The organism is Bradyrhizobium sp. ORS 278 (assembly GCF_000026145.1).
Classification (GTDB): domain Bacteria; phylum Pseudomonadota; class Alphaproteobacteria; order Rhizobiales; family Xanthobacteraceae; genus Bradyrhizobium.
This window is the reverse complement of sequence record NC_009445.1, coordinates 3,342,945-3,369,379: the sequence shown is the minus strand read 5'-3', so window position 1 is coordinate 3,369,379 and position 26,435 is coordinate 3,342,945. Positions and strand designations below refer to the sequence as shown.

The 26,435-nt window shown below is 66.7% G+C and carries 22 protein-coding genes; 9 read left to right on the top strand and 13 right to left on the bottom strand.

Translation table 11 applies throughout. The annotated features are described in order from the left end of the window. Positions 1 to 148 precede the first annotated feature (148 nt). Together guaB and BRADO_RS14825 are read right to left on the bottom strand one after the other, a co-directional pair. Entirely contained in the window at positions 149 to 1,636 is a 1,488-nt protein-coding gene (guaB, locus tag BRADO_RS14830) for an IMP dehydrogenase (protein ID WP_011926128.1), read from the bottom strand. 251 nt (positions 1,637 to 1,887) lie between these two features. After that, positions 1,888 to 2,136 (bottom strand): hypothetical protein, encoded by a 249-nt coding sequence (locus BRADO_RS14825; RefSeq protein ID WP_011926127.1) that lies wholly within the window; start codon positions 2,134 to 2,136, stop codon positions 1,888 to 1,890. Between the two features lie 132 nt (positions 2,137 to 2,268). Here BRADO_RS14825 and BRADO_RS14820 point away from each other — a divergent pair, with 132 nt between their 5' ends. The 4 genes from BRADO_RS14820 to BRADO_RS14805 all read left to right on the top strand — a co-directional run bounded on the left by BRADO_RS14820 (position 2,269) and on the right by BRADO_RS14805 (position 8,125). Beyond that, complete coding sequence (locus tag BRADO_RS14820; protein WP_011926126.1) at positions 2,269 to 3,756, top strand: DHA2 family efflux MFS transporter permease subunit; 1,488 nt, start codon at positions 2,269 to 2,271, stop codon at positions 3,754 to 3,756. A gap of 252 nt (positions 3,757 to 4,008) precedes the next feature. Further along, positions 4,009 to 5,418, top strand: coding sequence for a cytochrome c (locus BRADO_RS14815; RefSeq protein WP_011926125.1), 1,410 nt, complete (start codon positions 4,009 to 4,011; stop codon positions 5,416 to 5,418). Continuing rightward, the gene (locus tag BRADO_RS14810; RefSeq protein ID WP_041756519.1) at positions 5,415 to 5,906 is read left to right on the top strand and encodes a (2Fe-2S)-binding protein; all 492 of its coding nucleotides are present in this window, start codon (positions 5,415 to 5,417) and stop codon (positions 5,904 to 5,906) included. Before BRADO_RS14815 ends, BRADO_RS14810 begins: the two co-directional genes overlap by 4 nt. Further along, a complete protein-coding gene (locus BRADO_RS14805; protein WP_011926123.1) occupies positions 5,903 to 8,125 on the top strand; it encodes a molybdopterin cofactor-binding domain-containing protein in 2,223 nt (740 codons plus the stop codon). Before BRADO_RS14810 ends, BRADO_RS14805 begins: the two co-directional genes overlap by 4 nt. 60 nt (positions 8,126 to 8,185) lie before the next feature. On the opposite strand, the gene BRADO_RS14800 is transcribed toward BRADO_RS14805, so the two are convergent. Continuing rightward, the gene (locus BRADO_RS14800; RefSeq protein WP_244423040.1) at positions 8,186 to 9,691 is read right to left on the bottom strand and encodes a hypothetical protein; all 1,506 of its coding nucleotides are present in this window, start codon (positions 9,689 to 9,691) and stop codon (positions 8,186 to 8,188) included. On the opposite strand from BRADO_RS14800, the gene BRADO_RS14795 reads away from it, so the two are divergent. Then, entirely contained in the window at positions 9,658 to 10,191 is a 534-nt protein-coding gene (locus BRADO_RS14795) for a DUF1003 domain-containing protein (RefSeq protein ID WP_011926121.1), read from the top strand. The two genes, BRADO_RS14800 and BRADO_RS14795, sit on opposite strands and share 34 nt — an antisense overlap. Positions 10,192 to 10,302: 111 nt before the next feature. Here BRADO_RS14795 and BRADO_RS14790 read toward each other — a convergent pair whose 3' ends face one another. From BRADO_RS14790 to BRADO_RS14755, 8 genes are all read right to left on the bottom strand, one after another. Continuing rightward, positions 10,303 to 11,520, bottom strand: a complete 1,218-nt coding sequence (locus tag BRADO_RS14790) for a hypothetical protein (RefSeq protein WP_011926120.1) — start codon at positions 11,518 to 11,520, stop codon at positions 10,303 to 10,305. Positions 11,521 to 11,573: 53 nt separating this feature from the next. After that, complete coding sequence (locus BRADO_RS14785; protein ID WP_041756516.1) at positions 11,574 to 13,073, bottom strand: tripartite tricarboxylate transporter permease; 1,500 nt, start codon at positions 13,071 to 13,073, stop codon at positions 11,574 to 11,576. Then, positions 13,073 to 13,561: a tripartite tricarboxylate transporter TctB family protein gene (locus BRADO_RS14780; RefSeq protein WP_011926118.1), complete on the bottom strand. Its 489-nt coding sequence runs from the start codon at positions 13,559 to 13,561 to the stop codon at positions 13,073 to 13,075. Before BRADO_RS14780 ends, BRADO_RS14785 begins: the two co-directional genes overlap by 1 nt. Beyond that, entirely contained in the window at positions 13,558 to 14,526 is a 969-nt protein-coding gene (locus BRADO_RS14775; protein ID WP_041756514.1) for a tripartite tricarboxylate transporter substrate binding protein, read from the bottom strand. Before BRADO_RS14775 ends, BRADO_RS14780 begins: the two co-directional genes overlap by 4 nt. A 192-nt stretch (positions 14,527 to 14,718) precedes the next feature. Continuing rightward, a complete protein-coding gene (locus BRADO_RS14770) occupies positions 14,719 to 15,078 on the bottom strand; it encodes a hypothetical protein (RefSeq protein WP_041756512.1) in 360 nt (119 codons plus the stop codon). An 82-nt stretch (positions 15,079 to 15,160) separates the two neighbouring features. After that, complete coding sequence (locus tag BRADO_RS14765; protein WP_083794876.1) at positions 15,161 to 15,442, bottom strand: DUF3551 domain-containing protein; 282 nt, start codon at positions 15,440 to 15,442, stop codon at positions 15,161 to 15,163. Between the two features lie 104 nt (positions 15,443 to 15,546). Beyond that, the gene (locus BRADO_RS14760; RefSeq protein WP_011926114.1) at positions 15,547 to 16,242 is read right to left on the bottom strand and encodes an RlmE family RNA methyltransferase; all 696 of its coding nucleotides are present in this window, start codon (positions 16,240 to 16,242) and stop codon (positions 15,547 to 15,549) included. 148 nt (positions 16,243 to 16,390) lie between these two features. Next, positions 16,391 to 17,464: a Ppx/GppA phosphatase family protein gene (locus BRADO_RS14755; RefSeq protein WP_041756510.1), complete on the bottom strand. Its 1,074-nt coding sequence runs from the start codon at positions 17,462 to 17,464 to the stop codon at positions 16,391 to 16,393. Between the two features lie 200 nt (positions 17,465 to 17,664). Here BRADO_RS14755 and BRADO_RS14750 point away from each other — a divergent pair, with 200 nt between their 5' ends. Continuing rightward, a complete protein-coding gene (locus BRADO_RS14750; protein WP_011926112.1) occupies positions 17,665 to 20,040 on the top strand; it encodes a xanthine dehydrogenase family protein molybdopterin-binding subunit in 2,376 nt (791 codons plus the stop codon). A gap of 398 nt (positions 20,041 to 20,438) precedes the next feature. Here the strand turns inward: BRADO_RS14750 and BRADO_RS14740 are convergent, their stop codons facing one another. Then, positions 20,439 to 21,242 carry a hypothetical protein gene (locus BRADO_RS14740; protein ID WP_011926111.1) on the bottom strand — a complete coding sequence of 268 codons (804 nt, stop codon included), beginning with the start codon at positions 21,240 to 21,242 and terminating at the stop codon, positions 20,439 to 20,441. A 124-nt stretch (positions 21,243 to 21,366) separates the two neighbouring features. Here BRADO_RS14740 and BRADO_RS14735 point away from each other — a divergent pair, with 124 nt between their 5' ends. From BRADO_RS14735 to BRADO_RS14725, 3 genes are all read left to right on the top strand, one after another. Next, positions 21,367 to 21,861 carry a YaiI/YqxD family protein gene (locus BRADO_RS14735; protein ID WP_011926110.1) on the top strand — a complete coding sequence of 165 codons (495 nt, stop codon included), beginning with the start codon at positions 21,367 to 21,369 and terminating at the stop codon, positions 21,859 to 21,861. 7 nt (positions 21,862 to 21,868) lie between these two features. Next, the gene (locus BRADO_RS14730) at positions 21,869 to 23,677 is read left to right on the top strand and encodes an ABC-F family ATP-binding cassette domain-containing protein (protein WP_011926109.1); all 1,809 of its coding nucleotides are present in this window, start codon (positions 21,869 to 21,871) and stop codon (positions 23,675 to 23,677) included. A gap of 201 nt (positions 23,678 to 23,878) precedes the next feature. Further along, positions 23,879 to 24,958 (top strand): D-TA family PLP-dependent enzyme, encoded by a 1,080-nt coding sequence (locus BRADO_RS14725; RefSeq protein ID WP_011926108.1) that lies wholly within the window; start codon positions 23,879 to 23,881, stop codon positions 24,956 to 24,958. A gap of 206 nt (positions 24,959 to 25,164) precedes the next feature. Here the strand turns inward: BRADO_RS14725 and BRADO_RS14720 are convergent, their stop codons facing one another. Further along, positions 25,165 to 26,340 (bottom strand): TIGR03862 family flavoprotein, encoded by a 1,176-nt coding sequence (locus BRADO_RS14720; RefSeq protein WP_244423039.1) that lies wholly within the window; start codon positions 26,338 to 26,340, stop codon positions 25,165 to 25,167. Positions 26,341 to 26,435 lie beyond the last annotated feature (95 nt).

The following is a 26,435-nucleotide window of genomic DNA, read 5'->3' as shown; positions in this document are numbered from 1 at the left end:
GCCCCTGGATTGCTTCGCTTCGCTCGCAATGACGGAGACGGTGCCGTAGCCCGGATGAGCGGAGCGACATCCGGGGTCGCACGCGCTGTTTACTAGAACCCGGATATCGCTTCGCTCATCCGGGCTACACGCTTGCTCTCTCCCCGTCTTACGCCCCGCCCGGATAGTTCGGGCTCTCGCGGGTGATGGTCACGTCGTGGACGTGGCTTTCGCGCAAGCCCGCGCCGGTGATGCGGACGAACTCGGCCTTGGCGTGGAAGTCTTCCAGCGTCTTGGCGCCGACATAGCCCATGGCGGCGCGCAGGCCCCCGGCGAGCTGGTGCATGACGTTGCCGACCGGGCCCTTGTACGGCACCTGGCCCTCGATGCCCTCGGGCACGAGCTTCAAGGTGTCCTTGATGTCCTGCTGGAAGTAGCGGTCGGCCGAGCCGCGGGCCATCGCGCCGACCGAGCCCATGCCGCGATAGGCCTTGTAGGAGCGGCCCTGCCACAGGAAGACTTCGCCGGGGGTCTCGTCGGTGCCGGCGAGCAGCGAGCCGACCATGGCGACGTCGGCGCCGGCGGCGAGCGCCTTGGCGAGGTCGCCGGAGAACTTGATGCCGCCGTCGGCGATCACAGGCACGTCAGCCTTCTTGGCGGCTTCCACTGCATCCATGATCGCGGTGAGCTGCGGCACGCCGACGCCGGCGACGATGCGGGTGGTGCAGATCGAGCCCGGGCCGATGCCGACCTTGACCGCGTCAGCGCCAGCATCGATCAGCGCCTGGGCGCCGTCGCGGGTGGCGATGTTGCCGGCGATCACCTGCACCGCGTTGGAGATGCGCTTGATGCGGTTGACCGCTTCCAGCACGCGCGAGGAATGGCCATGCGCGGTATCGACGACGACGAGATCGACGCCGGCCTCGATCAGCTTCTCGGTGCGCTCGAAACCGCCCTCGCCCACGGTGGTCGCGGCGGCGACGCGGAGCCGTCCCTGCGCGTCCTTGCAGGCCAGGGGATGCGCGACCGCCTTCTCCATGTCCTTGACGGTGATCAGGCCCACGCAGCGGTACTGATCGTCGACGACGAGCAGCTTTTCGATGCGGTGCTTGTGCAGGATCTTCTTGGCCTCGTCCTGGCCGACGCCCTCGCGCACGGTGACGAGGTTCTCATGCGTCATCAGCTCGGAGATCTTCTGCCGCGGATCGGTGGCGAAGCGGACGTCGCGGTTGGTCAGGATGCCGACCAGCTTGCCGGGAATGCCCTTGCCGCCACCGGTGACGACGGGAATGCCGGAGAAGCCGTAATCCTTCATCAGCGCCAGCGCGTCCGCCAGCGTCGCGTCCGGCGCGATGGTCAGCGGGTTCACCACCATGCCGGATTCGAACTTCTTGACCTGGCGCACCTGGGCGGCCTGGCCCTCGGGATCGAAATTGCGATGGATCACCCCGACACCACCAGCCTGCGCCATCGCGATCGCCATGCGCGCCTCGGTGACGGTATCCATGGCGGAGGCCATGATCGGAATGTTCAGCGGGATTTCGCGCGTCACGCGCGAGCGGATGTCGACCTCGGAGGGAAGCACATCGGACAGGCCCGGCTTCAAGAGCACGTCGTCGAAGGTGAAGGCTTCGCGAAGTGTCTGCACGGTCGCCATCGTCAACTCCTTGTCTGCAGCCATAACGGCCGCGATGGGATCTAAGGATGAGCGGCGCCGCCGTCGAGACCATGCCTCGCCGTCGAATCGGAGCCCATCGGTGGGGTTGACGCGGGTCGATAGCATGGGCCTGTGACGAATCAAAGGGCCGATCGGCCGTCCTCCCGCGATTGCGAAGGACGGCCTGGATCGGCCCCCGATGCGCAACAAAAGGTCGCGAAAGCCCCGATTCCGGGGCAGAAGTTCCGCCGCTAGCGCCAGGCGCCCGGCGGCGGGCCATAGCGGCGGATAGCGTCGACCACCTCGCGGTGCCGCCGGTCCTCCCGCCGCATGTGCACGGCGATCAAGGCGTGCGCCGAGGGCACCAGCAGCAGCACGTGGAAGAACAGGCCGAGGACGAGGCAGACCAGGCACAGCATCAGGTTGAAGATCGCCGCGAACGGTTGCCCGTTGAGCAGCAGACCCAGCGGCGGCACCAAAGCGGCGAGCAGGTAGATCATCGGCATCTCTCCTACAGCGAGGACGCAACAGCGCCACCCTGCATTTGGGGGGCCATGCCGCCCACGCAATGGCCCTGTCCGTCGCAGGGTGTTAAAGCCGCCGCGCCCGCCGCTTTCCCTCCCCAGGATTCGATGAACAAGCAACGCATCATTCCGCTGATCGTCGCCACCGCCCTGTTCATGGAGAACATGGACTCCACGGTCATCGCGACCTCGCTGCCGGCGATCGCTAGGGATATCGGCACCAGCCCGCTGACCTTGAAGCTCGCGATCACGTCCTACCTGCTGTCGCTCGCGGTGTTCATCCCGGCGAGCGGCTGGACGGCCGACCGCTTCGGCGCACGGCGGGTGTTCTCCAGCGCGGTCGCGGTGTTCATGATCGGCTCGATCGGGTGCGCGCTCGCCAACTCGGTCGAGAACTTCGTGTTCGCGCGCATCCTGCAGGGCATGGGCGGGGCGATGATGACGCCGGTCGGCCGCCTCGTGCTGCTGCGCTCCGTCGACAAGAGCGCGCTGGTCGGCGCGATGGCCTGGGTCACGATCCCCGCGCTGATCGGCCCGGTGATCGGGCCGCCGGTCGGCGGCTTCATCACCACCTATTTCTCCTGGCACTGGATCTTCCTGATCAACATCCCGATCGGCATCGTCGGCATCATCATGGCGCTGCGCTTCATCGATCCGATCAAGAGTGACAATCCAGAGCCGTTCGATCTCTACGGCATGGTGCTCGCCGGCATCGGGCTGGCCGGCCTCGCCTTCGGCCTGTCGGTCGCCGGCCTCAATCTGCTGCCGTGGTCGGTGGTCGGCAGCCTGGTCGCGATCGGCGCGATCTCGATGACGCTCTATGTCCGCCACTCCTGGCGGACCAATTCGCCGGTGCTCGACTTCTCGCTGCTGCGGCTGCCGACCTTGCGGGCCTCGATCGTCGGCGGCTTCATGTTCCGGCTCGGCATCGGCGCCCTGCCCTTCCTGCTGCCGCTGTTGATGCAGCTCGGCTTCGGCCTGTCGCCGTTCCAGTCCGGCCTCGTCACCTTCGGCTCCTCGGCCGGCGCGATGGGCATGAAGGCGCTGGCGGCGCGGCTGATCAAGACCTTCGGCTTCCGCCACCTCATGACGGTCAATGCGGTCGTCAGCTCGGTCTTCCTCGCCGCCTGCGCGCTGTTCACGCCGGCGACGCCGCTGTTGCTGATCGTCATCATCCTGTTCGTCGGCGGCTTCTTCCGCTCGCTGCAGTTCACCGCGATCAACACCGTCGCCTATGCCGAGGTCGAGACCGCGCAGATGAGCCGCGCCACCACGCTGACCAGCGTCAACCAGCAGCTCGCGATCTCCGCCGGAGTCGCCGTCGGCGCGTTTTCAGTGGAGACGACGATGTGGGCTCATGGTGCGAGCCAGCTGACTGCCACCTCCTTCGCGCCAGCCTTCATCGTCGTCGCCATCACCTCGGCGCTGTCGTCGCTCCTGTTCTGGCAGATGCCCGACGATGCCGGCAGCGAAATCTCCGGCCGGAAGGTCAATGCGATCGCGAGCCGCAAGGGCGCGGAAAAAGGCGCCGAGAAGGCCGCGACCAAGTCGGCCAGCGAGACCACGCACGACGCGCGGGATCAGAAGCTGGGATGATAGGCCCCTCCCGTCATCGCGAGCGCAGCGAAGCGATCCACAGTGATGGGCGGGACTCTGGATTGCTTCGCTGCGCTCGCAATGACATGCTGAGGGATAGTGGCCGCTCGCGATCTTCGCTCGATGAGCCATCGATCGGGTATCGGCGCTGCGGTGCAGCGCCTTCAAATTGAAGCAGCAGTGAATGGCGCTTTTGCCGTGAAACCGATCATGCTGGGGATCGTTGTCTGACGCCACGAGAACAGCGTCTGCATGTCCCTTTCGAAACGGTTCGGCCTCGCGCTCCTGACGCTGCTGGTGATCCTCGGCGCGGCCGCCCTTGCGATGACGTGGCGACCTGCGATCGCCGCGATCGATCCGCCCAGCGCAAAGGCCTTCGATCCCGCACTGGTCAAGCGCGGCCGGCAACTCGCGGCTATCGGCAATTGCGCCGACTGTCACACCTTCAAGGGCGGCAAGGATTTCGCCGGCGGGCTTCCTGTGGCCACGCCATTCGGAACAATCTTTTCGACCAACATCACGCCTGATCCGGACACGGGCATCGGCCGCTGGTCCGAGGCTGCGTTTCAGCGCGCGATGGCCTCCGGCATCGATCGTGCCGGACAGCATCTCTATCCGACCTTTCCCTATGATCACTTCACCCATGTGAGCCCTGAGGACAACAGCGCGCTCTATGCCTATCTGATGACGCGCGAGCCGGTGCATGTGGCGCCGCCCGACAATCACCTCACCTTCCCCTTCAACGTCAGACCCATTTTGGCCGGCTGGAAGCTGCTGTTCCTGCGCCGCGGCGAGGTGACGCCGGATCCCGCCCGGAGCGCCGCCTGGAACCGCGGGCAATATCTCGTCGAGGGCCTCGCGCATTGCGGCGCGTGCCACACGCCGCGCAATGCGCTCGGCGCCGAACGGAAGGCAGCCAGCTTCGGCGGCGGTGAGGCCGATAATTGGCAGGCCTATGCGCTGAATGCACAGTCGCCGGCGCCGGTGCCATGGACCGGGGACGCGCTGCTCGACTATCTGCGTCACGGCTGGCAGAGGGATCACGGCGTCGCGCGCGGGCCGATGGCGCAGGTCGTCAACAATCTGGCTTCCGTGGACGCGGATGATGTCCGAGCGATCGCAACCTATACGGCCGACATCTTCGGTCCTCCGCGGGATCGGTCGCGGCGCCCGGAGGCCGGAGTTGCCGACGCCGCCGCAAGTCAGTCCAAGCCGCCAGCAGGCCTCCCGCAAGCCTCCGTCTCAACAGCGAACACCGGGTCCGCGCCCTCCAACAACGCGGATGGCGCGGCGATCTATGCCGCCGCCTGCGCCAACTGCCATGAGAGCGCGCGTCCCCTCCCCTATGGCGGCATCGACCTGCATCGCTCCACCGGCATCAGCGCGCCAGACGCCCGCAACGTCGCCAACACCGTGCTGTACGGCCTGCCGCCGCGCGACGGTGAACGCAGCCCAATCATGCCGGGCTTCGCCGCGAGCCTGACCGATGCGCAGGCAAGCGCGCTGCTTGCATTCCTCCGCGCCCGCTTCAGCACGCAGCCGCCGTGGAGCCATCTCGATCAGACCCTCGCCGGGGCACGCCGGGCACAGGCGAGCTTCCTCCGCACGGCGGCCGAGCCGCCCAACATCAGCATCACCGGGACGACGCGAGGCCAGCCATGATGACCCTCACGATCAACGGCCGCGATCACCAGGTGGACGCGGAGCCGGACACGCCGCTGCTCTACGTGCTGCGCGACGATCTCGCACTCAACGCGGCGAAATATGGCTGCGGGCTAGGCCAATGCGGCGCTTGCACGGTCATGATCGACGGCGAGGCCGTATTCTCCTGCATCACGCCCGTCCTGCTTCTCGCAGGCCGCAAGATCACCACGCTCGAAGGATTGGGCACGGAGGAAGCGCCGGCCCCGATCCAGCGCGCCTTCATCGAAGAGCAGGCCGCGCAATGCGGCTACTGTATCCCGGGCATGATGATGCGCGCGCATGCACTGCTGCAGCGCAATGCCAGCCCGACCGACCTGCAGATCCGCGCCGAGCTGGCGCCGCATCTCTGTCGTTGCGGCACGCACATGCGCATCCTGCGCGCGGTGCATCGGGCCGCGGACATGGTGCGCCGGGCCGATGCCGGCACCGAGGGAGGCAGGTTATGACGTCAACTATCACCCTCGATCGTCGTGGCGTCCTGCTCGGCGGCGGCGCCCTGATCGTCAGTTTCGCCCTGCGCGACACCGCCGCGCAGCCGTTACCGGGTGGCGTGAAGCGGCCGGGCAGCTTGACCGGCGCCCCCTATCTCGACTCCTGGATCCGCATCGATGCCCGCGGCGAGATCACGGTGCTGACCGGCAAGGCGGAGCTCGGCCAGGGCCTCAAGACCGCGCTACGGCAAGTCGCCGCCGAGGAGCTCGACGTGCCCGTCTCAGGATTGAAGCTGGTCACGGCCGATACCGGCCTCACAGCCAATGAGGGCTACACCTCCGGCAGCCATTCGATGCAGGACAGCGGCACCGCGATCCGCAACGCCGCGGCCCAGGCGCGCGCGCTGCTGATCACCCGGGCGTCGCAGCGACTCAATCTCTCAGCAGATCAGCTGCGAACCGACAGCGGCGCTGTCGTCGCACCAGATGGCACGCGCATCTCCTATGGCGAGCTTGTCGTCGGCGACACGTTGCATATCGAAGCCGAACCGACCTCGCCACTGAAGGGAACCGCGCGCTTCACCGCGATGGGCAAGCCGCTGCCGCGCGTGGACATTCCGGCCAAGGTGACTGGCGGCGCTGCCTATGTCCAGGACATGCGTCCGAGCGGCATGTTGCACGCGCGTGTAGTGCGTCCACCCAGCTATGGCGCGCAATTGACAACTCTCGACAGCGCCGAGGTCGAAGCGATGCCCGGTGTGGTCAAGGTCGTCAGGAACGGCAATTTCCTTGCGGTGGTCGCCGAAAAGGAATTCCAGGCGATCAGAGCCATGATTGCGCTCGCCGCGCGCAGCCAGTGGCGGGAGAAGGCGAGCTTGCCGGCGCAGGGCGATCCGCGACAGCTGCTGACCGGCCTGCCCGCACAGGATTCGATCATTCTCAACATCGCCAACCCGGCCGCCGCAACGGGCACGAGAACACTCGAGGCAAGCTACACGCGCCCCTATCAGGCGCACGGCTCGATCGGCCCGTCCTGCGCGCTGGCGCAGTTCGTGGACGGCGCGATGACTGTGTGGAGCCACACCCAGGGCGTCTTCCCCGACCGCCAGGCGATTGCCGAGATGCTGCAGCTGCCGCCCGACAAGGTTCGCGTCATCCATGCCGAGGGCTCCGGCTGCTACGGCCATAACGGCGCTGATGACGCCGCCGCTGACGCGGCACTGATCGCGCGCGAGCTGCCGGGCCGTCCGATCCGGGTGCAGTGGATGCGCGAGCAGGAGCATGCATGGGAGCCATTCGGCCCGGCCATGCTCACGCAGGCCAAGGCGTCGCTCGATGCCGACGGCAAGATCGCCGACTGGCGGTATGAGGTCTGGAGCAACACCCATTCGATGCGGCCGGGCGGCGCCGGCAGCCTGCTGGCCGCCCAGCACAAGGCCGATCCGGTCGCGGAGCCCGCCCCCAAGCCGCTGCCGCTTCCCGAAGGCGGCGGCGACCGCAACGCGATCCCGATCTACACATTCCCCAACGCCACCGTGACGCACCACTTCATCAAGCAGATGCCGTTGCGCGTCTCGGCGCTGCGCTCGCTCGGCGCCTATCACAACGTGTTCTCGATCGAGAGTTTTATCGACGAGCTCGCGCTGCTGGCGGGCGCTGATCCCGTCGCGTTCCGGCTCAAGCACCTGACGGATGCGCGTGGCCGCGACGTCATCGACAAAGCGGCGAGCGCGTTCGGGTGGAGCCGAGGTGACAAACTCCCGGCCGGACACGGCCGCGGCTTCGCCTTCGCACGCTACAAGAACCTGGCGGCCTACTGCGCCATAGCCGCTGACGTCGAGGTCAACCGTGACACGGGTCGCGCGCGACTCGTGCGCGCGGTGGCGGCGGTCGATGCCGGTGAGATCATCAATCCCGACGGTCTCACCAACCAGATCGAGGGCGGAATCATCCAGTCGATGAGCTGGACGCTGTACGAAAGCGTCACCCATGACGACACGAGAATCACCAGCATCGACTGGCAGAGCTATCCGATCCTGCGCTTCAACTCGGTGCCGGACAGCATTGAGGTGCATCTCATCAACCGCCCGGGCCTGCCGTTTCTCGGTGCGGGCGAGACCGCGCAAGGACCGGCAGCCGCCGCGATCGGCAATGCCGTCGCTCATGCGATCGGCCGCCGGTTGCGTGACCTGCCGCTGACCCGGCAGCGGATCAAGCATGCGATCGAGGCCTGATCTCCAGCCGGATCATCGAACACCGGCTGAACCCGAAGCGGCGCGGTTCAGTTCAGGCCGTCAACGCGCATCGAATTGTCCCGTCACGGTCAATCGCGGACCGTGCGTATAGCGGTTCGGCGTGAAGGCCGTATCCTGCGTGTTGATCACGGCGTCGACTCGGTAGCTTCCGCCGAGCTTGACGTTGTCGGTGATCCCATAGGACAGGCCGAACTGCAGATCGGCATTGAACAGCGCAGTGTTACGCTCCATTGAGAAGGTGGCGCTGGTGCCGGGTTGCGCCAGCCCGGGCACGCTGGCGGATGACTGGGACCTGCTGTTGACGACGTTGCGCTGCACGCCGAACAGAACGGCAATGTCGCTGAGATAATCGAGCGACCAGCGGCCGGCGAAGGGAATCGAGCCTTCCACGCCGACACGCGGGCCGGCCCCAAGAAAGCTGTTGCGATTTTCGCCGTCGTTCACCTGCGCGACGTCGACATTGGTGAAGACCGCGTTGCCGAAATTGACGATGCTCGCATTCTGTCGCAGCAGATCGGAGTTGGTCGCGCGGGTCTCGAAGTCGAGCAGCCGCAGTCCCCCCTTGACCTGAAGCGCCGCCGGCCCGGTCGCAAACACGTCGCGCCCGATGGCGATGTCGGCCAGCCAACGCGATTCCTGATAGGTTGCGCCGAACGTGTCGGACGCGGTGATGACGCGGCCCTGTCCGAGATCAAGCCGTCCGGATGACGCGATTTGTGCGCTGGCCTGGCCGCTCTGACCGTAGCGGAGCTGGCCGCTGACGTGCCACGGCGAGCCGGCGATCAGATAGTCGAATCCGGTGGCGGCCTCCCAACCGACCTTGGGCGTCAGATCGAGCGGCGGCGACACGGGCGTGTTGGGAAAAAAAGCGAGCGGCGTGCCCGCATCCTGGACAAACCGATCGCCCCCGCTCCAGATGGCGCCGCCCTCACCCCAGATCTTCAGCACGCCCCCCGCGGGACGAGCCGCCGCCGTGTACGCGGCGGGACCATCCGCCGACGCAAAGCTGCGATAAGGATCTTTGTTGTTCAGTCCAAGGCGCGCCGGAGCGGGCGCCGCGCTTCGATCGGCGGCAGATCGGCCGAAGCCGCCGGACGTGGCGGATCGCACAGCCTCGGCATCCTGCGCCGAGCGCAGCCTGCCGTTTTCGTCGCGTAACCGCTTGTTCTCGCGCAGCGCCGCGTTCTCCATCCGCATCGCCGCGTTCTCCCGTTCCAACTTCGCCAAGCGGGCGTTGAGATCGTCAACCTCGGCGGCCGAGGCGCTCGCCGATACAAGCATGAGGCTGAGGATCGACACGTTACGACGAAGCGCGGTGCTCATGACTATTCCCATCTGCAATCGAAAAACAGCGAGATTGCTGCTTGCCAAGCGCAACCGCCCGGCGCCTCCGCCAAATGATGGAGACCGACCAAGATTGGGCCTGCGTGGCCTCACGGCCACAGCTGTCGGTGGTGTTGGTTGACGAGCGGACGTTGGAACACTTGGCCGCGAGGTTTCGTTCTGATCGCATGACCGAAGAGCTGGCACCGCATCCCACCCCAAGTCCGGGGCTAACGCCCGCGCTCGAGCGCAACATCCAGGCGCTGGTCGACCGCCGCAAGCGCGAGCAGAGCGAGGCAACCACGCAGCAGAAGGTCGCCGACGCGATCACCGGCTTCACCGGCTCGATGATCTTCGTCTATCTGCATCTGGCCGTGTTCGGCTTCTGGATCATCGCCAACCTGCACCTCATTCCCGGCGTGCCCGCCTGGGACGAGAGCTTCGTGGTGCTGGCGATGATCGCCTCCGTCGAGGCGATCTTCCTCTCCACCTTTGTGCTCATCTCACAGAACCGGATGGCCGGCGAAGCCGATAAGCGCGCAGATCTCGATCTGCAGATCAGCCTGCTCACCGAGCACGAGCTGACACAGGTGGTGACGCTGCTGAACCAGATGGCCAAGCGCATGGGAATCGAGCCGGACGCCAAGCCCGAGCTGCGCGACGCCTCCAAGGACATCGCGCCGGAGCGCGTGCTGGACAAGATCGAGGAAGCGCAGCGATGACATGCGGGCTCGCACGCGCTGCGTGGAAAACTCCAGGCCGCCGAACTCGCTCAGGCCGCGCAGCGCCGGCGCTGATGGATGGATCAGCCCGGCGCGTCGGAGGACGGAACCTCAGGGCACTCTCACGCCGGTGAACGGATTCCAGCCGGTCTCGGCGAGCACCGCCCATGCCGTCGCGCCGAGATGCGGACGCTTGTAGTAGAAGAAATCGGGGATCTTGCTCGCCCCGCTCGGATCGATCGACAGGCCGGTCGTGAGCCGCGCGCCACGCGTCGCATTCAGTAGCCCGGACGCCGTGCCGTCGGCCTGCAGGCCGGTCAGCAGCCGCTGGCTCGCAGCGGAGTTGCCGATCATGCGATAGGCGAGCGCAGCTTGCGCCGTGCCCTCGACCCAGACACCGTCGCGGTTGCCGTTGAAATCGAAGCCGCCGTCGACGGCGAGATTTCGCTCGGCAAAGCCCAGCGCCTTGCGCCAATCGAGCGCATCCGGCACGGCCATCCATGGCCACAGCTGCACGTCGAGAGCCAGCAGATCGCTTTCGGCGATGCTGCCGTCGGGCTTGGTGCCGAGCAGAAAGTGATCGCCGCGGAAGGTGCGCTCGAGCAGCCGGCGCGCCGCTCTTGCCGCGTCCTGATAGCGGGGCTCGGATGTGAGGCGAGCGAGCCACGCGGCGACGGCATAGACATCCGTGTTGTGCTCGGTCGACATCCAGGTCAGCCGCACCTGCTGCGGATCATAGCCGTGAAAGCCGCCGCTGAAGCCATCAGAGCCGCTTGCGGCATGGGCGATGATCCAGTCCATCAGCCGCCGCGCGCTGGACAGATAGGCCGTCTCCCCCGTTGCCTGATGCAGGGTCAGCAGCGCCAGCGCCGCCCATGCGACATTGCCGGTGGACGTGCCGTCCTGCGCGGGATCCTCGCCCCAGATGTTCCTGGCGTAGTCCCACCAGCCTGGCAGGAGCGCCGCCCCCCGGCCGACCGGCCCGGCCCGATAGGCATTGCGGAGACGGCCATCGTCGAAGGTTCGATCATAGGTCGCCGCTTGCATCAGGGCTTTGCCGATGATCCGTGCCTGGTCGACCTGGCCACAGGCCACCAGCGCGATCGCGGCGAGCGCATTGTCGTAGACGAAGGCCGTCGTGGACAGGCCGAGCGGCAGCTCCCCCTCACCGGCGGCCGGCTCATAGCTGCGAATGAACACCGCCTCCCGCTCTGCGAGCTTCGGAGCCACGGCCTTGATCAGGCCTGGGCAGAACGAGCCCTCGGCCTGTGCCGGCAGGCCGCCGCCGAACAGCGCTGTCGCCATGATGACCACGGATATCAGCCTCATCGCGTCGCCTGCGCTCGAACATCAGCCGCGCCAGACCGCGGATCGCGTCGTGCTCAATCCTCGTTCGCCTTGAAGCGCCCGAGCCCCTTCAGGATGAACGGCGCGACCAGCGCGATCAGCGCGACGACCAGCAAGGTGGCAGAGATCGGAGATTGCAGCAAGGTCATGGGATCGCCGAGGCTGATGGCGAGCGCGCGTCGCAGCTGGCTCTCGGCGATCGGTCCGAGGATCAGCCCAACCACGACAGGGGCGATCGGAAAATCGAAGCGGCGCATCAGGAAGCCGAGCACGCCGAAGCCGGCGAGCATCGACAGTTCGACCACCGACGGCTTGGCGGCGATGGTGCCCATGGTCGCGAACACGAGGATGCCGGCATAGAGCCAGGGCGTCGGGATTCTCAACAGCCGCACCCACAGGCCGACAAGTGGCAGGTTCAAGACCAGCAGCATCGTGTTGGCGATAAACAGGCTCGCGATCAGGCCCCAGACCAGATCGGGACGTTCAGCGAACAGCAGCGGGCCCGGATTGAGTCCATATTGCTGGAACCCCGCGAGCATCATCGCCGCGGTGGCGGAGGTCGGCAGTCCCAGGGTCAGCAGCGGCACGAGTGTACCCGCGGCGGAGGCGTTGTTCGCGGCCTCCGGCCCGGCGACGCCTTCGATCGCGCCCTTGCCGAACTGGTCGGGATATTTGGTCAGACGCCGCTCCGTCGAATAGGACAGGAAGGTCGGAATCTCGGCGCCGCCGGCCGGCAGCGCGCCGATCGGGAAGCCGAACGCAGTACCGCGCAGCCACGGCTTCCACGAGCGCTTCCAATCCTCGCGCGTCATCCACAGCGAGCCTTTGACCGCCTCGATCTTCTCCTCGCTGTGATGGCGGCGCGAGGCGACGTAGAGCGCCTCGCCGACGGCGAACAGGCCGACCGCAAGCGTCGTCACCTCGACGCCGTCGAGCAACTCGGGCACGCCGAAGGCGAGCCGCGCCTGGCCGGTGAGCTTGTCGATGCCGACAAGGCCGAGGGTCAGCCCGATGAACAGGCTGATCAGCCCGCGGATGGGGGAGTCGCCGAACGTCGCGGACACCGTGACGAAGGCGACGCACATCAGCGCGAAGTAATCCTCGGGTCCGAAGCGAACGGCGATGTCGACGAGATAGGGCGAGAGAAACGCGAGACCGATGGTGGCGATGGTGCCAGCGACGAACGAGCCGATCGCCGAGGTCGCCAGCGCCGGGCCGCCGCGGCCGGCCTTGGCCATCTTGTTGCCCTCCAGCGCGGTGGCCATCGAGGCACTCTCGCCGGGCGTGTTGATCAAGATCGCGGTGGTCGAGCCGCCATACATCCCGCCGTAATAGATGCCGGCGAACATGATCAGCGAGCCGCCGGGATCGAGCTTGTAGGTGACCGGCAGCAGCAGCGCGACGGTGAGCGCCGGGCCGATGCCCGGCAGCACGCCGACGGCGGTGCCGAGAAACACGCCGATCAGCGCGTAAAGCAGGTTCATGGGCTGGGCGGCGATCGCCATCCCATGCGCGAGCGCGGCGAAGGTGTCCATCAGAGCAGTCTTTCGAGCGGACCGGCGGGAAGGCTCAAAGTGAGGAGACGGTCGAACGCGACGTAGATGAGCGTCGTCAGCACGGCGCCGATGACGAGATCGGTTGCGAAGGCGCGGCGGCCGAACGCGGCCGAGGTGGTGACGAACAATGTCGTCGTCGCCAGGATGAAGCCGCCGCCGAAGCCGATGATGGCGATGAGCAGCGCGAGGCCGACGAGAATCAGCAGCACCGCGACCGGATCGGCACTTTCGCGCGGCGGCAGGTTGCCCCTGATCGCATCGATCAGGTTGGCGAGCGCGAGAATGCCGAGGCCGATGGCGATCACCACCGGCATGACCTGCGGGCCCATGCCGTAAATCGTCGTCGCCGGAATCTGATTGGCGTCATAGACCAGCACCAGCGCCACCGCGGCCAGCAGCGCCGCGATGACGATGCCGGCCTTGTCGATGCCGCGCGGGGATGTCTGCGTTCCGGCGCTTTCCGTCATGACTTGACGAGGCCGACCGACTTCAGCACATCGGTGACACGAACTTTCTCCTTCTTGAGGAAGTCGGCGAAGGCATCGCCCGCGAGATAGGCATCATCCCAGCCCTTCTGCTTCAGGATCTCCTTCCACGCATCCGACTTCACCATCTTCTCGACGGCATCGGCGAGCGTCTTCTTCTGCTCCGGCGTGATGCCGGGCGGGCCGACCACCGAGCGCCAATTGGCGAGCACGAGATCGATGCCCTGCTCCTTGAAGGTCGGGATGTCGACGCCGGCAATGCGGTTCTCCGAGGAGATGCCGATCGCGCGCAGTTTGCCGCTCTTGATCTGCCCGTCATATTCCGACAGTCCGGAGATCCCGGCGGTGACCTTGCCGCCGAGGATCGCCGCCAGCGACTCGCCGCCACCGGAGAACGGAATGTAGTTGACCTTCTTGGCATCGGCGCCGACGGTGCCGGCGAACAGCGCCGCCATTACATGGTCGACGCCGCCGGCCGAGCCGCCGGCAAAGGTCACCTTGGCGATGTCGGCCTTCAACGCGGCGGCCAGATCCTGTGCCGACTTGATCGGCGAGTTCGCGGGCACGACGATGACCTGGATCTCCTCGGTCAGGCGCGCGATCGGCGTCACCTGCTCGAGCGTAACCGGCGACTTGTTCATGGCGAGCGCGCCGACCATGACGAAGCCGTTGACCATCAGCTGATTGCCGTCGCCCTTGGCGCCGTTGACGAATTGGGCGATGCCGACGGTGCCGCCGGCACCGGCGACGTTGGTGACCTGCACGCTGCGCGCCACTCCGGAGGCGACGAAGGCCTGTTGCATCGCCCGCGCGGTCTGATCCCAGCCGCCGCCAGGCGCGGCCGGCGCCATCACTTTCAGCTCGAGCTGCTGGGCAAGGGCCGGAGCGCCGGCCAGAAACGTCAACGCGACAGCTGCGCCGAACAGGCGAGCAACAAACGAATTCAAAGGACCCCTCCACGGCCGCTCAGGCGGCTCCCGTTTCTTCTCTTGTCTCGAAGACCGGACGCGGACCGCTCCCGGATTCTCAAGACACCACAAGAGCCTACAGCCGCATGGGGGGCGTTCAAGGCGTCGGGCTGCGACAGGATAGCGCAGCCGCCAGCGGAACTCAGTGAAGAGAACGTCCGGCCCGCAGGCCTAGCCGCAGGTCCAGACCATGCCGACCGGCGTGCGGGTCCAGCACGGGCCGAAGCTGCCGCCATTGTAGTGGCCGCGGTAGAAGCCGGGCTGGCCGAAATAGTGCCACTCGCCGTTGTAAAGCATGTATTTCGGCGTGCCGTCGATGTACCAGTTGCGGCGGTTGCCGCGCGGCCCGTTACGCATCGCCTCCTTGTCGGCGTAGAGCGGCAGGCTGTTGTTCGGCGGCTGCTTGTAGCCGGGCAGGAAGCCGTAGCCCTGCCAGCGTTGCGCTTTGCGCTTGTGCGACGGCGCCGCGAGGGCGATCGCCGGCAGCAACAGGAGAAGCGTCACGATCGAAACGATAAAGCGATGCGGCATGGCGGCGGCCTGATGGCGATGATGTCCCGGATCTTGAGCTTGATCGCGCGGCCCCGCAACGGCCGTTCCGTCATGAAATGTTTCAGTGATGCCGCCGATGGGCACGCGGCGGCGGGGGCGCCGGCGGCGCGTAGAACGGATTGATGTCGCAAATCGCCGCCCGTCCCGACGCCGTCGCGCGGCATTGTGGCAGCGAGGTGAAGCTGCAGTCGATCCACGGGCTAGCGCCGAACCGGTCGCCCCCTTCATAGACCTTCATGCACACGGGATAGCGCGGATCATAGGCCTGGGCATGAGCCGGGCCCGATGCGGCGCCCGCGACCATCAAACCCAGCGCGAGGGCGCTCCAGCTCAGGACACGCATGAAGGACCTCCGAAATTGATGTCTCGCCGGCTCTTCAACCGATTCCCGAGACTGTGGTTGCAGCTGCTCTTTATCGCCCGGGCGAGGCCACCGCAATGACGCCATTACAACAGGTCGGCCTGCTCTCCGCCGCGGAAGCCCATCGCCAACACGTAGCGCTCCGAGGAATCCTGCCGGCTCGCCGCCGGCTTGACATGGCGGACTGTGGCGTAATCGCGCTTCAGCTGCGCCAGCAACTCGGCATCGGCGCCGCTCTGGAACGTCTTGGCGAGGAAGCTGCCGCCGGGCTTCAGCACCTCGCCGGCGAAATGCGCGGCGAGTTCCACGAGGCCGACGATCCGCAGCTGGTCGGTCTTGCGATGTCCCGTGGTGTTGGCAGCCATGTCCGACATGACCACGTCAGCGCGGCCGCCGATCATGGTGCGGAGCTTTTCGGGCGCATCCTGGGCGTGGAAGTCGAGCTGGGCGAAGGTCACGCCGGGGATCTCGCCCATCTCCAGCAAATCGATCGCGACCACCTTGCCCTTGCCGGCCTCGGCGCCGACGCGGCGCGCGGCGATCTGGCTCCAGCCGCCGGGCGCAGCGCCGAGATCGACCACGGTCATGCCGGGCTTGAGCATGTGATATTTGTCGTCGATTTCGATCAGCTTGTAGGTCGCGCGCGAGCGATAGCCGTCGCGCTTGGCCTGCGCCACATAGGGGTCGTTGAGCTGGCGCTCCAGCCAGAGCTTCGAGGACAGCTTGCGCTTGCCCCCGGTCTTGACCTGCACATGCATGCGGCCGGTGGTGTCTTTTGCCATCTTGATCTCGGAAGCCATTCCGGGACCGCCCGTCAGGGCGGGACCCGGAATCCAGAGGTTACGGAACGAGTTTCCCGGTTCGCGCCAGACGCAAACAGCTTCGCTGTTTTCGTCCGGCCCGCCCCGGAATGACGTCGTCAATCCTTTGCTACGCCGACCTCAGCGCGCCGTCCTCGCGCATCATCTCGACCAGCATGCCTTCGCGCAGGCCGCGATCGGCGACGCGCAGGCGCGGCAGCGGGAAGGATTGCCGGATGGCGTCGAGAATGGCGCAGCCGGCCAGCACGAGATCGGCACGGTCGATGCTGATGCAGTTGTTCTCGGCGCGCTCCTGATAGCTCATCGCCAACAGCTTGCCGATCGTCGACGTGATGTCTGAATCGTTGATCCAGATGCCGTCGACGCGTCGGCGATCGTAACGCGCGAGGTTGAGGTGGATGCCCGCGAGCGTCGTCACCGTGCCCGACGTGCCGAGCAGATGCATGCGGTCGAGATCGCCGCCGTTCTCGGCCGCGAACGGGCCGACATGCTCCGCAACCGCCTCGACCATGGCCGCATAGATCTCCGGCGTCACGTCGCGGCCGCCGAACCGCTCGGCCAGCGTCACGACGCCCAATGGAATCGACATCCAGGCCTTGATGCGCGGCTCGGCATGGCGATCGGCCGGATCACGTTCGATCCGGACCAGTTCGCTGGAGCCGCCGCCGATGTCGAACAGGATCGCCCCGCGCCCGCCGGGGTCGAGCAGCGGCGCACAGCCCTTCACGGCCAGCGCAGCTTCGGTTTCGCGGTCGATCACCTCGAGCTCGATGCCGGTCTCCGCCGCCACCCGGGTCCGGAACCCCTCGGCATTGGCCGCCGCGCGGCAGGCCTCGGTCGCGATCAGGCGCAGCCGCCTGGCCTTCTTCGACTGGATCTTGTCCCGGCAGATGGACAGCGCCGCGATGGCCCGGTCCATCGCCGCGTCGCTGATGCAGCCGGTGGTCGAGATGCCCTCGCCCAGCCGGACGATGCGCGAGAAGGAGTCGACCACGCGGAAACTGTCGCCCGAGGGACAGGCGATCAGGAGCCGGCAATTGTTGGTTCCAAGGTCCAGGGCCGCATACACGCTGCTGCCGTGGCTGGCGCAGGCCGGTGTCGCGACGTCCAGACCCGGATTCAAGCCGGGCTCCAGGTTCCCGCGCGGCGTGGGACTCTCCCGCAGCCGCGTGTCATTGATCATTCAAATGTCTTTCCGCTGGCCGAACCGGCCCAGGTGGAAGTTCTCTTTCCCAAGACTTTATCAGTGGAGTGCGCCGGCGCAACAGCCCCTCCGTCAGGCGTGATGCACCATTCCTAATCAACCGTTGTCCGGCCGCGGGCCCTGCACTATCTGGGAACTGCCCGCATTTGCGCTCCATCCAGCTTCCCGGATCCCCATCCATGCAAGATCACACCGCACCGGCCTCCCTCGAAAATGCGATTGCGCTGCAGAAATTCGGCGTCGGTCAGCCGGTCCGGCGCAAGGAAGACGACACGCTGGTGCGTGGTCACGGCAAATATACCGACGATTTCAACCTGCCGGGACAGGCGCATGCCTGGATTGTCCGCTCCAGCCACGCCCACGGCATCATCAAGGGCATCGACACGGCCGCGGCCAAGGCCATGCCGGGCGTGCTGGGCGTGTGGACCGGCGCGGACCTCGCGGCCGCCGCCTATGGCCCGTTCACCTGCGGCCTGCCGCTGAAGGGCCGGGACGGCTCGCCGCTGCTGCAGACCAACCGGCCGGCGCTGGTCACCGACAAGGTGCGCTTCGTCGGCGACCCCATCGCCTTTGTGGTGGCCGAAACCGCCGCGCAGGCGCGCGACGCCGCCGAGGCCGTCGAGGTCGACATCGAGCCCCTGCCCGCCGTCACCAATGCCGAAGAGGCGACCAAGCCGGGCGCGCCGCAGCTCTACGACCACATCCCGAACAACGTCGCGCTCGATTACCATTATGGCGACACCGCCAAGATCGACGAGGCGTTCGCCAAGGCCGCGCATGTGACCAAGCTCGACATCGTCAATACCCGCGTCGCGGTCGTGTCGATGGAGCCGCGCGTCGCGCTCGCCGCGTTCGATGGCAAAACCGAGCGCTTCACCTTGCAGGTGCCGACCCAGGGCGTCTCCGGCAACAAAGCGACGCTGGCCAAGATCCTGAACGTCGCGCCGGAGAAGGTCCGCATCCTTACGACCAATGTCGGCGGCTCGTTCGGGATGAAGAACGTCTCCTATCCGGAATACATCTGCATCCTGCACGCGGCGAAGGAGCTCGGACGTCCGGTGAAGTGGCGCGACGAGCGCACCACCGCCTTCCTGTCGGACAGCCAGGGCCGCGACCAGATCATCCATGGCGAGCTCGCGCTCGACGCCGACGGCAAGTTCCTCGCCGTGAGACTCTCCGGCTACGGCAATCTCGGCGCCTACATCATGGGCGTGGCGCCGCTGCCGCTGTCGCTCAACACCGGCAAGAACCTCGCCAGCGTCTACAAGACGCCGCTGCTCAGCGTCGACATCAAGACCGTGCTGACCAACGTCACCCTGATGGGCGCCTATCGCGGCGCCGGCCGGCCCGAGGCCAACTACTTCATGGAGCGGCTGATCGACACCGCCGCGCGCGAGATGGGCATCGACCGCCTCACCATCCGCAAGCGCAACTTCATCAAGCCGAGCCAGATGCCGTTCCCGGCGGCCTCCGGCGTGACCTATGACTCCGGCGACTTCGCCGCGGTGTTCGAGAAGGCGCTGCAGGTCTCCGACTATGCCGGCTTTGCCAAGCGCAAGCGCGAGAGCCGCAAGCAAGGCAAGCTGCGCGGCATCGCCGTCGGCTCGTATCTGGAAGTCACCGCGCCGCCCTCCGGCGAGCTCGGCAAGATCACCTTCGACGCCGATGGCGGCGTGACGTTAACGACCGGCACACTCGATTACGGCCAGGGCCATGCCACGCCGTTCTCACAGGTGCTGTCCGAGCAGCTCGGCGTGCCCTTCGAGAAGATCCGGCTGGAGCAGAGCGACTCCGATCTCGTCCGCTTCGGCAACGGCACCGGCGGCTCGCGCTCGATCACTGCGACCGGACAGGCGATCGTCGAATCCTCACAGCTCGTCATCGCCAAGGGCAAGCAGGCAGCGGCGCATCTGCTCGAGGCGTCTGAGGCGGACATCGAGTTCGCGGGCGGCCGGTTCACCATCGCCGGCACCGACCGCAGCATCGACATCATGGAGCTGGCGCGGCGGATGCGCGAGGGCAAGATGCCCGACGGCGTGCCCGCCTCGCTCGACGTCGACCACAATTCAACGGCGACGGAGTCGACCTTCCCCAACGGCTGCCATGTCTGCGAGGTCGAGATCGAGCCGGATACCGGCGTGGCGCACATCGTCGGCTACACCGCGATCAACGACTTTGGCACGGTCATCAATCCGATGATCGTCGCCGGCCAGCTGCATGGCGGCGTCGCGCAGGGCATCGGCCAGGCGATGATGGAGCATCTTCGCTACGACGAGAGCGGCCAGCCGATCACCGGCTCGCTGATGGACTACGCCCTGCCGCGCGCCTCGGACGTGCCGATGATGACGGTCGACAATCATCCGGTGCCGGCCAAGAGCAATCCCCTGGGTACCAAGGGCTGCGGCGAGGCCGGCTGCGCCGGCTCGATGGCAAGCGTGATCAATGCGGTGATCGACGCGCTGTCGGACTACGGTGTGAAGCACCTCGACATGCCGCTGACCGCGGAGAAAATCTGGCGCGCCATCCAGGACGGCAAGGCGAAGACGGCGGCGTGAGGCACGCGCTAGTGCGGCGATGAGTTAGTGCCCCTCTCTCTCCTCCGTCATGGCCGGGCTTGACCCGGCCATCCACGAGCTGCAGCTGACGCACGACGTGGATGCCCGGGACAAGCCCGGGCATGACGACCGATTGTTGGAAGACAGCGTCATTGCGAGCGCAGCGAAGCAATCCAGAGTTCCGCCCACCACCCTGGATTGCTTCGCTACGCTCGCAATGACGGAGTGTGGGGCGAGCGGCGTGCCACAAACTCCGCTGTCGTCGTCCGCGAAGGCGGACGATCCAGTACGCCGAGACGGTTGTGATTGAACTGAGACGCCGCGGCGTACTGGATGCCCGCCTGCGCGGGCATGACAGTTGTGTTTGGAGCGGCGGCTTGCATTTCCGCGCCCCGTCGCTATGCCGCTGCCTGCGCGCGCGGCTGGTAAATCGCGACGTGGTGGCAATGCGCCAGCGGTCGATCGCCATTCGCGACCACCAGCGCGTCGATCTCGACGAAGCGGTGGCCCTTCTTCTCGTAGTTGGCAACCACCCGCCCCCGCGCCGTGATCTCGTCGGTCTCGGCGATCGCCGACACCAGCTGCATCCGGCTGCCGACGTGGATCCAGGGGCCGAGCACGACATTGTCGACCAGCAGCCGGTTCATCACCCGCTGCAGCATGCCGGGATGGCCGAGCCGCTCGCCGGCGTAGATCGGATCGCGCTCGCGGATCTCGTCGAGATACAGCGTGGCCGCCTGCCCGGGCCAGGCGCGCGGCGCGGTGCCGAGCCAGCTGCCGACGGCAAACGTGTCTGGCCCGATCGGCGGGCGCTCGGCTGCGGGCGGAACGTCGCGATAGTCGGCCAGTTCGACTGAAGGCGCCGACGGCTGCAGGAATGCGGCTCCCCAGGCGCACATTTGTCCCTGACTCGCCACTTCGAGCCCCAGAATGCCCTCTTCCTCGCGGCGCGCCCTGACCTCGGCCATCTCGCCATCATAGACCGGCTTGATGAACCGCGCCTCGATGAACCCGCGCTCCAGAAACCCCCGGCCCCAGCGCGCGACCGGCTGGTGCAGCATATAGGCCAGCACCTCGACGCCGGGCACCAGGCCGCCGGCGAAGCCGAAGCGGCGGGCCACGCGGTCGTCGTGCATCTTGTTCTCGGACTGCTTGGCCGTATTGAACGCCTCGACCGCGTAAGGCGCGATTTCGCCGGACATGCTTGCCTCCCTTTGAGCCTTTTGGGCGATGGTAGCGGCCGGAAAGTCCCTGGCAAGCGCAGCCTTTGGCTCGCAATTCCCGGCGCGATGGAGTACCAACCGGCCCATCCCTTATGAAGCCCCGATGACGACCGAAACCGCCCCGATTACCCTCTATGTCGACGCCGACGCCTGCCCGGTGAAGGACGAGATCTACCGCGTCGCGATCCGGCACGGCCTGGCGGTGATCGTCGTCGCCGGCGGCTTCATCCGCGTGCCCGACGATCCCCTGATCACGCGCGTCGCGGCGGGCAGCGGCATGGATGCCGCCGATGACTGGATCGCCGAGCATACTGGTCCGGACGACATCGTCATTACCGCGGACATTCCGCTGGCGAGCCGCTGCGTCAAAGCCGGCAGCGCGGTCATCGCGCCGAACGGCAAGCCATTCACGGAAGAGTCCATGGGCATGACGCTCGCGGTCCGCAATCTCATGACCGATCTGCGCTCCTCCGGCGAGGTCACCGGCGGCCCGCGCTCGTTCACGCCACGCGACCGCTCCACATTCCTGTCCACCCTCGACACCACGATCCGCCGCGTGCAGCGCCAGCGCGCCGCGCGGATCCAGCAACAGAGCTAGCATCACGATGGCGCCGCCTCTCATCCAACTCAAGGACATCCGCCTGACCTTCGGCGGCACGGCGCTGCTGCAAGGCGTGGAGCTGTCGGTGTCGCCCGGCGAGCGCGTCTGCCTGATCGGCCGCAACGGCTCAGGCAAGTCGACCTTGTTGAAGATCGCAGCCGGGCTGGTCGACTGCGACAGCGGCACGCGCTTCGTGCAGCCCGGCGCGACCGTACGCTATCTGCCGCAGGAGCCGGATTTCTCCGGCCATGCCACGACGCTCTCCTACGTTGAGGCCGGGCTCGGGCCCGGCGACGATCACTACCAGGCACGTTATCTCGTCGAACAGCTTGGTCTCACCGGTGAGGAAGATCCCGCGCACGTCTCCGGCGGCGAGGCGCGCCGCGCGGCGCTGGCGCGCGTGCTCGCGCCCAATCCCGACATTCTGCTCCTGGACGAGCCGACCAACCATCTCGACCTCACCACCATCGAGTGGCTGGAGAACGAGCTCGATGGCCGCCGCTGCGCGCTGGTGCTGATCAGCCACGATCGCCGCTTCCTCACCAACCTGTCGCGCGCGACCGCCTGGCTCGATCGCGGTCAGATCAAGCAGATCGACCGCGGTTTTGCGGCGTTCGAGGCGTGGCGTGACGAAGTCCTGGCGGAAGAAGAGCGCGAGCAGCACAAGCTCGACCGCAAGATCGTCAACGAGGAGCACTGGCTGCGCTACGGCGTCTCCGGCCGGCGCAAGCGCAACGTCAAGCGGCTCGCCAATCTGCATGCGCTGCGCCAGCAGCGCCGCGACTATCGCGGCACCGCAGGCAGCGCCAATCTCGCCGCGGCCGAGGCCGACAAGTCCGGCAAGCTGGTGATCGAGGCCAAGGGGGCGTCGAAGAGTTTCGGCAATCGCAAGATCATCGACAATTTCTCCATCCGTATCCAGCGCGGCGACCGCATCGGCATCGTCGGCCCGAACGGCGCTGGCAAGACCACGCTGGTCAACCTGCTCACCGGCGGCAGCGAGCCGGACAGCGGCAGCGTCCGGCTCGGCGTCAATCTGGAGATGGCGACGCTGGACCAGCATCGCGAGAGCCTCGATCCGCGCACGACGTTGGCAGAGGCGCTGACCGGCGGCCGCGGCGATCACGTCATGGTGGCGGGCAAGCCGAAGCACGTTGTCGGCTACATGGAGGACTTCCTGTTCTCGCGCGAGCAGATGCGGACCCCGCTCGAGGTGCTGTCCGGCGGCGAGCGCGGCCGGCTGATGCTGGCGCGCGCGCTCGCAAAACCCTCGAACCTGCTGGTGCTGGACGAGCCGACCAACGATCTCGATCTCGAGACGCTGGACGTATTGGAGGACATGCTCGGCGACTACGAGGGCACGGTCATCCTGATCAGCCACGATCGCGACTTCCTCGACCGCGTCGTCACCTCGGTAATCGTGCCCGAGGGCAACGGCAAGTGGCAGGAATATGCCGGCGGCTACAGCGACATGCTGGTCCAGCGCGGCGCCGATTTGAAGCGCGAGCACGCGAAGGCGGCTGAGGAAAAGAAAGAGACGAAGCCGGCCACCGCCGCGCCCGCAAGCGCGCCGAAGCGCAAGCTCTCTTTCAACGAGAAGCACGCGCTGGAGACGCTGCCGAAGACGATCGCGAAGCTGCAAGCCGAGATCGCCAAGCAGCAGGCCGTGCTCGCCGACCCCGCGCTTTATTCGAAAGATCGCAAGAAATTCGACGCCGCCTCCCTCGCCATCGCGGCAGCGCAAGCCGAGCTCACCGCCGCGGAGGACCGCTGGCTGGAGCTCGAAGTCCTGCGCGAGGAGATCGAGGGATAACGCTGCGTAGGGTGGGCAAAGGCGCGCAAGCGCCGTGCCCACCGCGTTCTTGCACAACAACAAATGGTGGGCACGCTTCGCTTTGCCCACCCTACGTTCTCTCTTTCGTCATTGCGAGCGAAGCGAAGCAATCCAGGGCTGCAGTCGGGACTCTGGATTGCTTCGCTCCGCTCGCAATGACGACAACATGGAGCAAACGACATGACTACCCCGCTCGCCGCCAAGATCGCCCGGGAGTACGGCACGCCCTGCGCCGTCATCGACATGGACAAGGTCGAGCGCAACATTGCGCGCATCCAGGCGCAGTGCGCTGCCGCCGGCGTCGCCAACCGACCGCACATCAAGACGCACAAGAGCCCGGTGCTCGCCAAGCTGCAGATCGAGGCCGGCGCGCAGGGCATCACCTGCCAGAAGATCGGCGAGGCCGAGATCATGGCGGACGCTGGCATCAATAATATCCTGATCAGCTACAACCTGATCGGTGAGGAGAAGATGGCGCGTCTCGCCGCGTTGCAGGCCAAGGCCGACATGACCGTCGCCGCCGACAACGCGACCGTGATCGCCGGCCTGCCGCAGGCGGCGAAGCAGTCTGGCCGCACGCTGTCGGTCGTCGTCGAATGCGATACGGGGCGCAAGCGCGCCGGCGTCGAGACGCCGGCCGAGGCAATCCAGCTGGCGCGGCAGATCAAGGCCAGCGAAGGCCTGCGCTTCGCCGGCTTCATGCTGTATCCCACGGAGAGCGGCTGGGACGACGCACAACGCTTCTACGACGAGGCGCTGGCCGGCGTCCGCGCCGAGGGGCTGGAGGCCAGCATCGTCTCGACCGGCGGCTCGCCAAACCTGAAGAACATCGGCAAGCTCAAAGGCGCCACCGAGCATCGTCCCGGCACCTACATCTACAACGACCGCATGCAGGTCGCCGCCGGCGTCGCCACCTGGGACGACTGCGCGCTGCACATCTACTCCACCGTCGTCAGCCGCGCCGCGCCCGAGCGCGGCATCCTCGACGCCGGCTCCAAGACCTTGACCACCGACACCGGCGGCCTCGATGGCCACGGCCTGATCCTGGAGCATCCGGAAGCCAAGATCGCCCGTTTCGCCGAGGAGCACGGCTTCCTCGATCTCTCCCGCAGCAACACCCGCCCCAACGTCGGCGACGTCGTCCGCATCGTCCCCAACCACGTCTGCGTGGTCGTCAACATGATGGACGAGGTCGTGATGGTGCGCGGGGACGAGATTTTGGGCACGTTGCCGGTGGCGGCAAGGGGGAAGCTGCGGTAGGGCACGCCTTTTTCAGCTCGTCATTGCGAGGAGCGGAGCGACGACGCAATCCATAGTCACGCGCGCAGCCCTGGGTTGCTTCGCTCCGCTCGCAATGACGGAAATTTGTAGGGTGGGCAAAGAGACGACGCGGCAAAGCCGCGGCGCATCGTGCCCACCGTGGTCTCGGTTGACGCTGATGGTGTGCACGCTGCGCTTTGCCCACCCTACGATTTGAGCCACTTCAGCACGCCCCTCCCCGCAGCCACGCCCGTCGCAAATGAGGCCTGCAGCAGATAGCCGCCGGTCGGGGCCTCCCAGTCCAGCATCTCTCCCGCGGCGAACACGCCTGGGAGACGCCTGAGCATGTAGTCAGCATCGAGCTCGTCGTGCGCGATACCGCCGGCGCTGGAGATAGCGCGCGCGAGCCCCGCAATGCCCGTCAGCTTGATTGGCACGTCGTTAACGAGCGCCGCGAGACGCTCGGGTGGCAGCGAAGACAATGACTGCCCTTGCGTCTTTGCCGCCTCCTGCAATAGCCCGATCGCCACAGGAGAGAGCTGCAGCACCTTGCGCAGCACGTTCGAGAACGACTGTTTTCCGCGCGGTGCCGACAGCCGCCTGATCAGATCGGGCGTCTCGAGGTCAGGCCGCAACGCGACATGCAAGACCGTCTCGCCATTCAGCGCGATGGCCTCGCGCAATTCAGCCGACAGCGCGTAGACTGCGCCGCCTTCAATGCCATCTCGCGTGACGACCGCCTCACCGCGCACACTGCGCTCGCCAAACGACAGCGCGATACCCTTCAGCGGATGGCCCTCGAACCGGTCGCGAAAGATGTCGGACCAGCCGACGCTGAAGCCACAATTGGAGGGCCGCAGCGGCGCGATCGCGACGCCTCTTGCTGCAAGGATCGATACCCAGCCGCCATCGGAGCCGAGCCGCGGCCAGCTCGCGCCGCCGAGGGCGAGCACCGTCGCCTCGGCTGCGATGGCGCGCGGACCGTTTGGCGTGTCGAAGATGAGACGACCCTGATCGTCCCAGCCGGTCCAGCGATGGCGCAGCTCGGTGCGCGCGCCGTGCGCATCGAGCCGGCGCAGCCAGGCGCGGAGCAGTGGCGAGGCTTTCATCGCGACCGGAAACACGCGGCCCGAGGAGCCGACGAAGGTCGGTTGGCCCAACGCTTCGCACCAGTCGCGCAGTTGTTGTGGCGCGAAGCCTTGGACCGCGGGCGCAAGCCAGTCCGCCGCTTCGCGATAACGCGCCAGGAATGCCTCCAGCTCTTCGCTATGCGTGAGATTGAGGCCCCCTCGCCCCGCCATCAGGAACTTGCGCGCCACCGACGGCATCGCGTCGTAGACGGTCACGTCGGCTCCGCCCGCGGCCAGCACCTCGGCGGCCATCAGCCCGGCCGGGCCGGCCCCGACAACCGCAATATGCTTTGAAGAAGACATCTCGCCAGTTTAAGCCGCGCGGCCTGCCAAACCAAAGGGCGTCA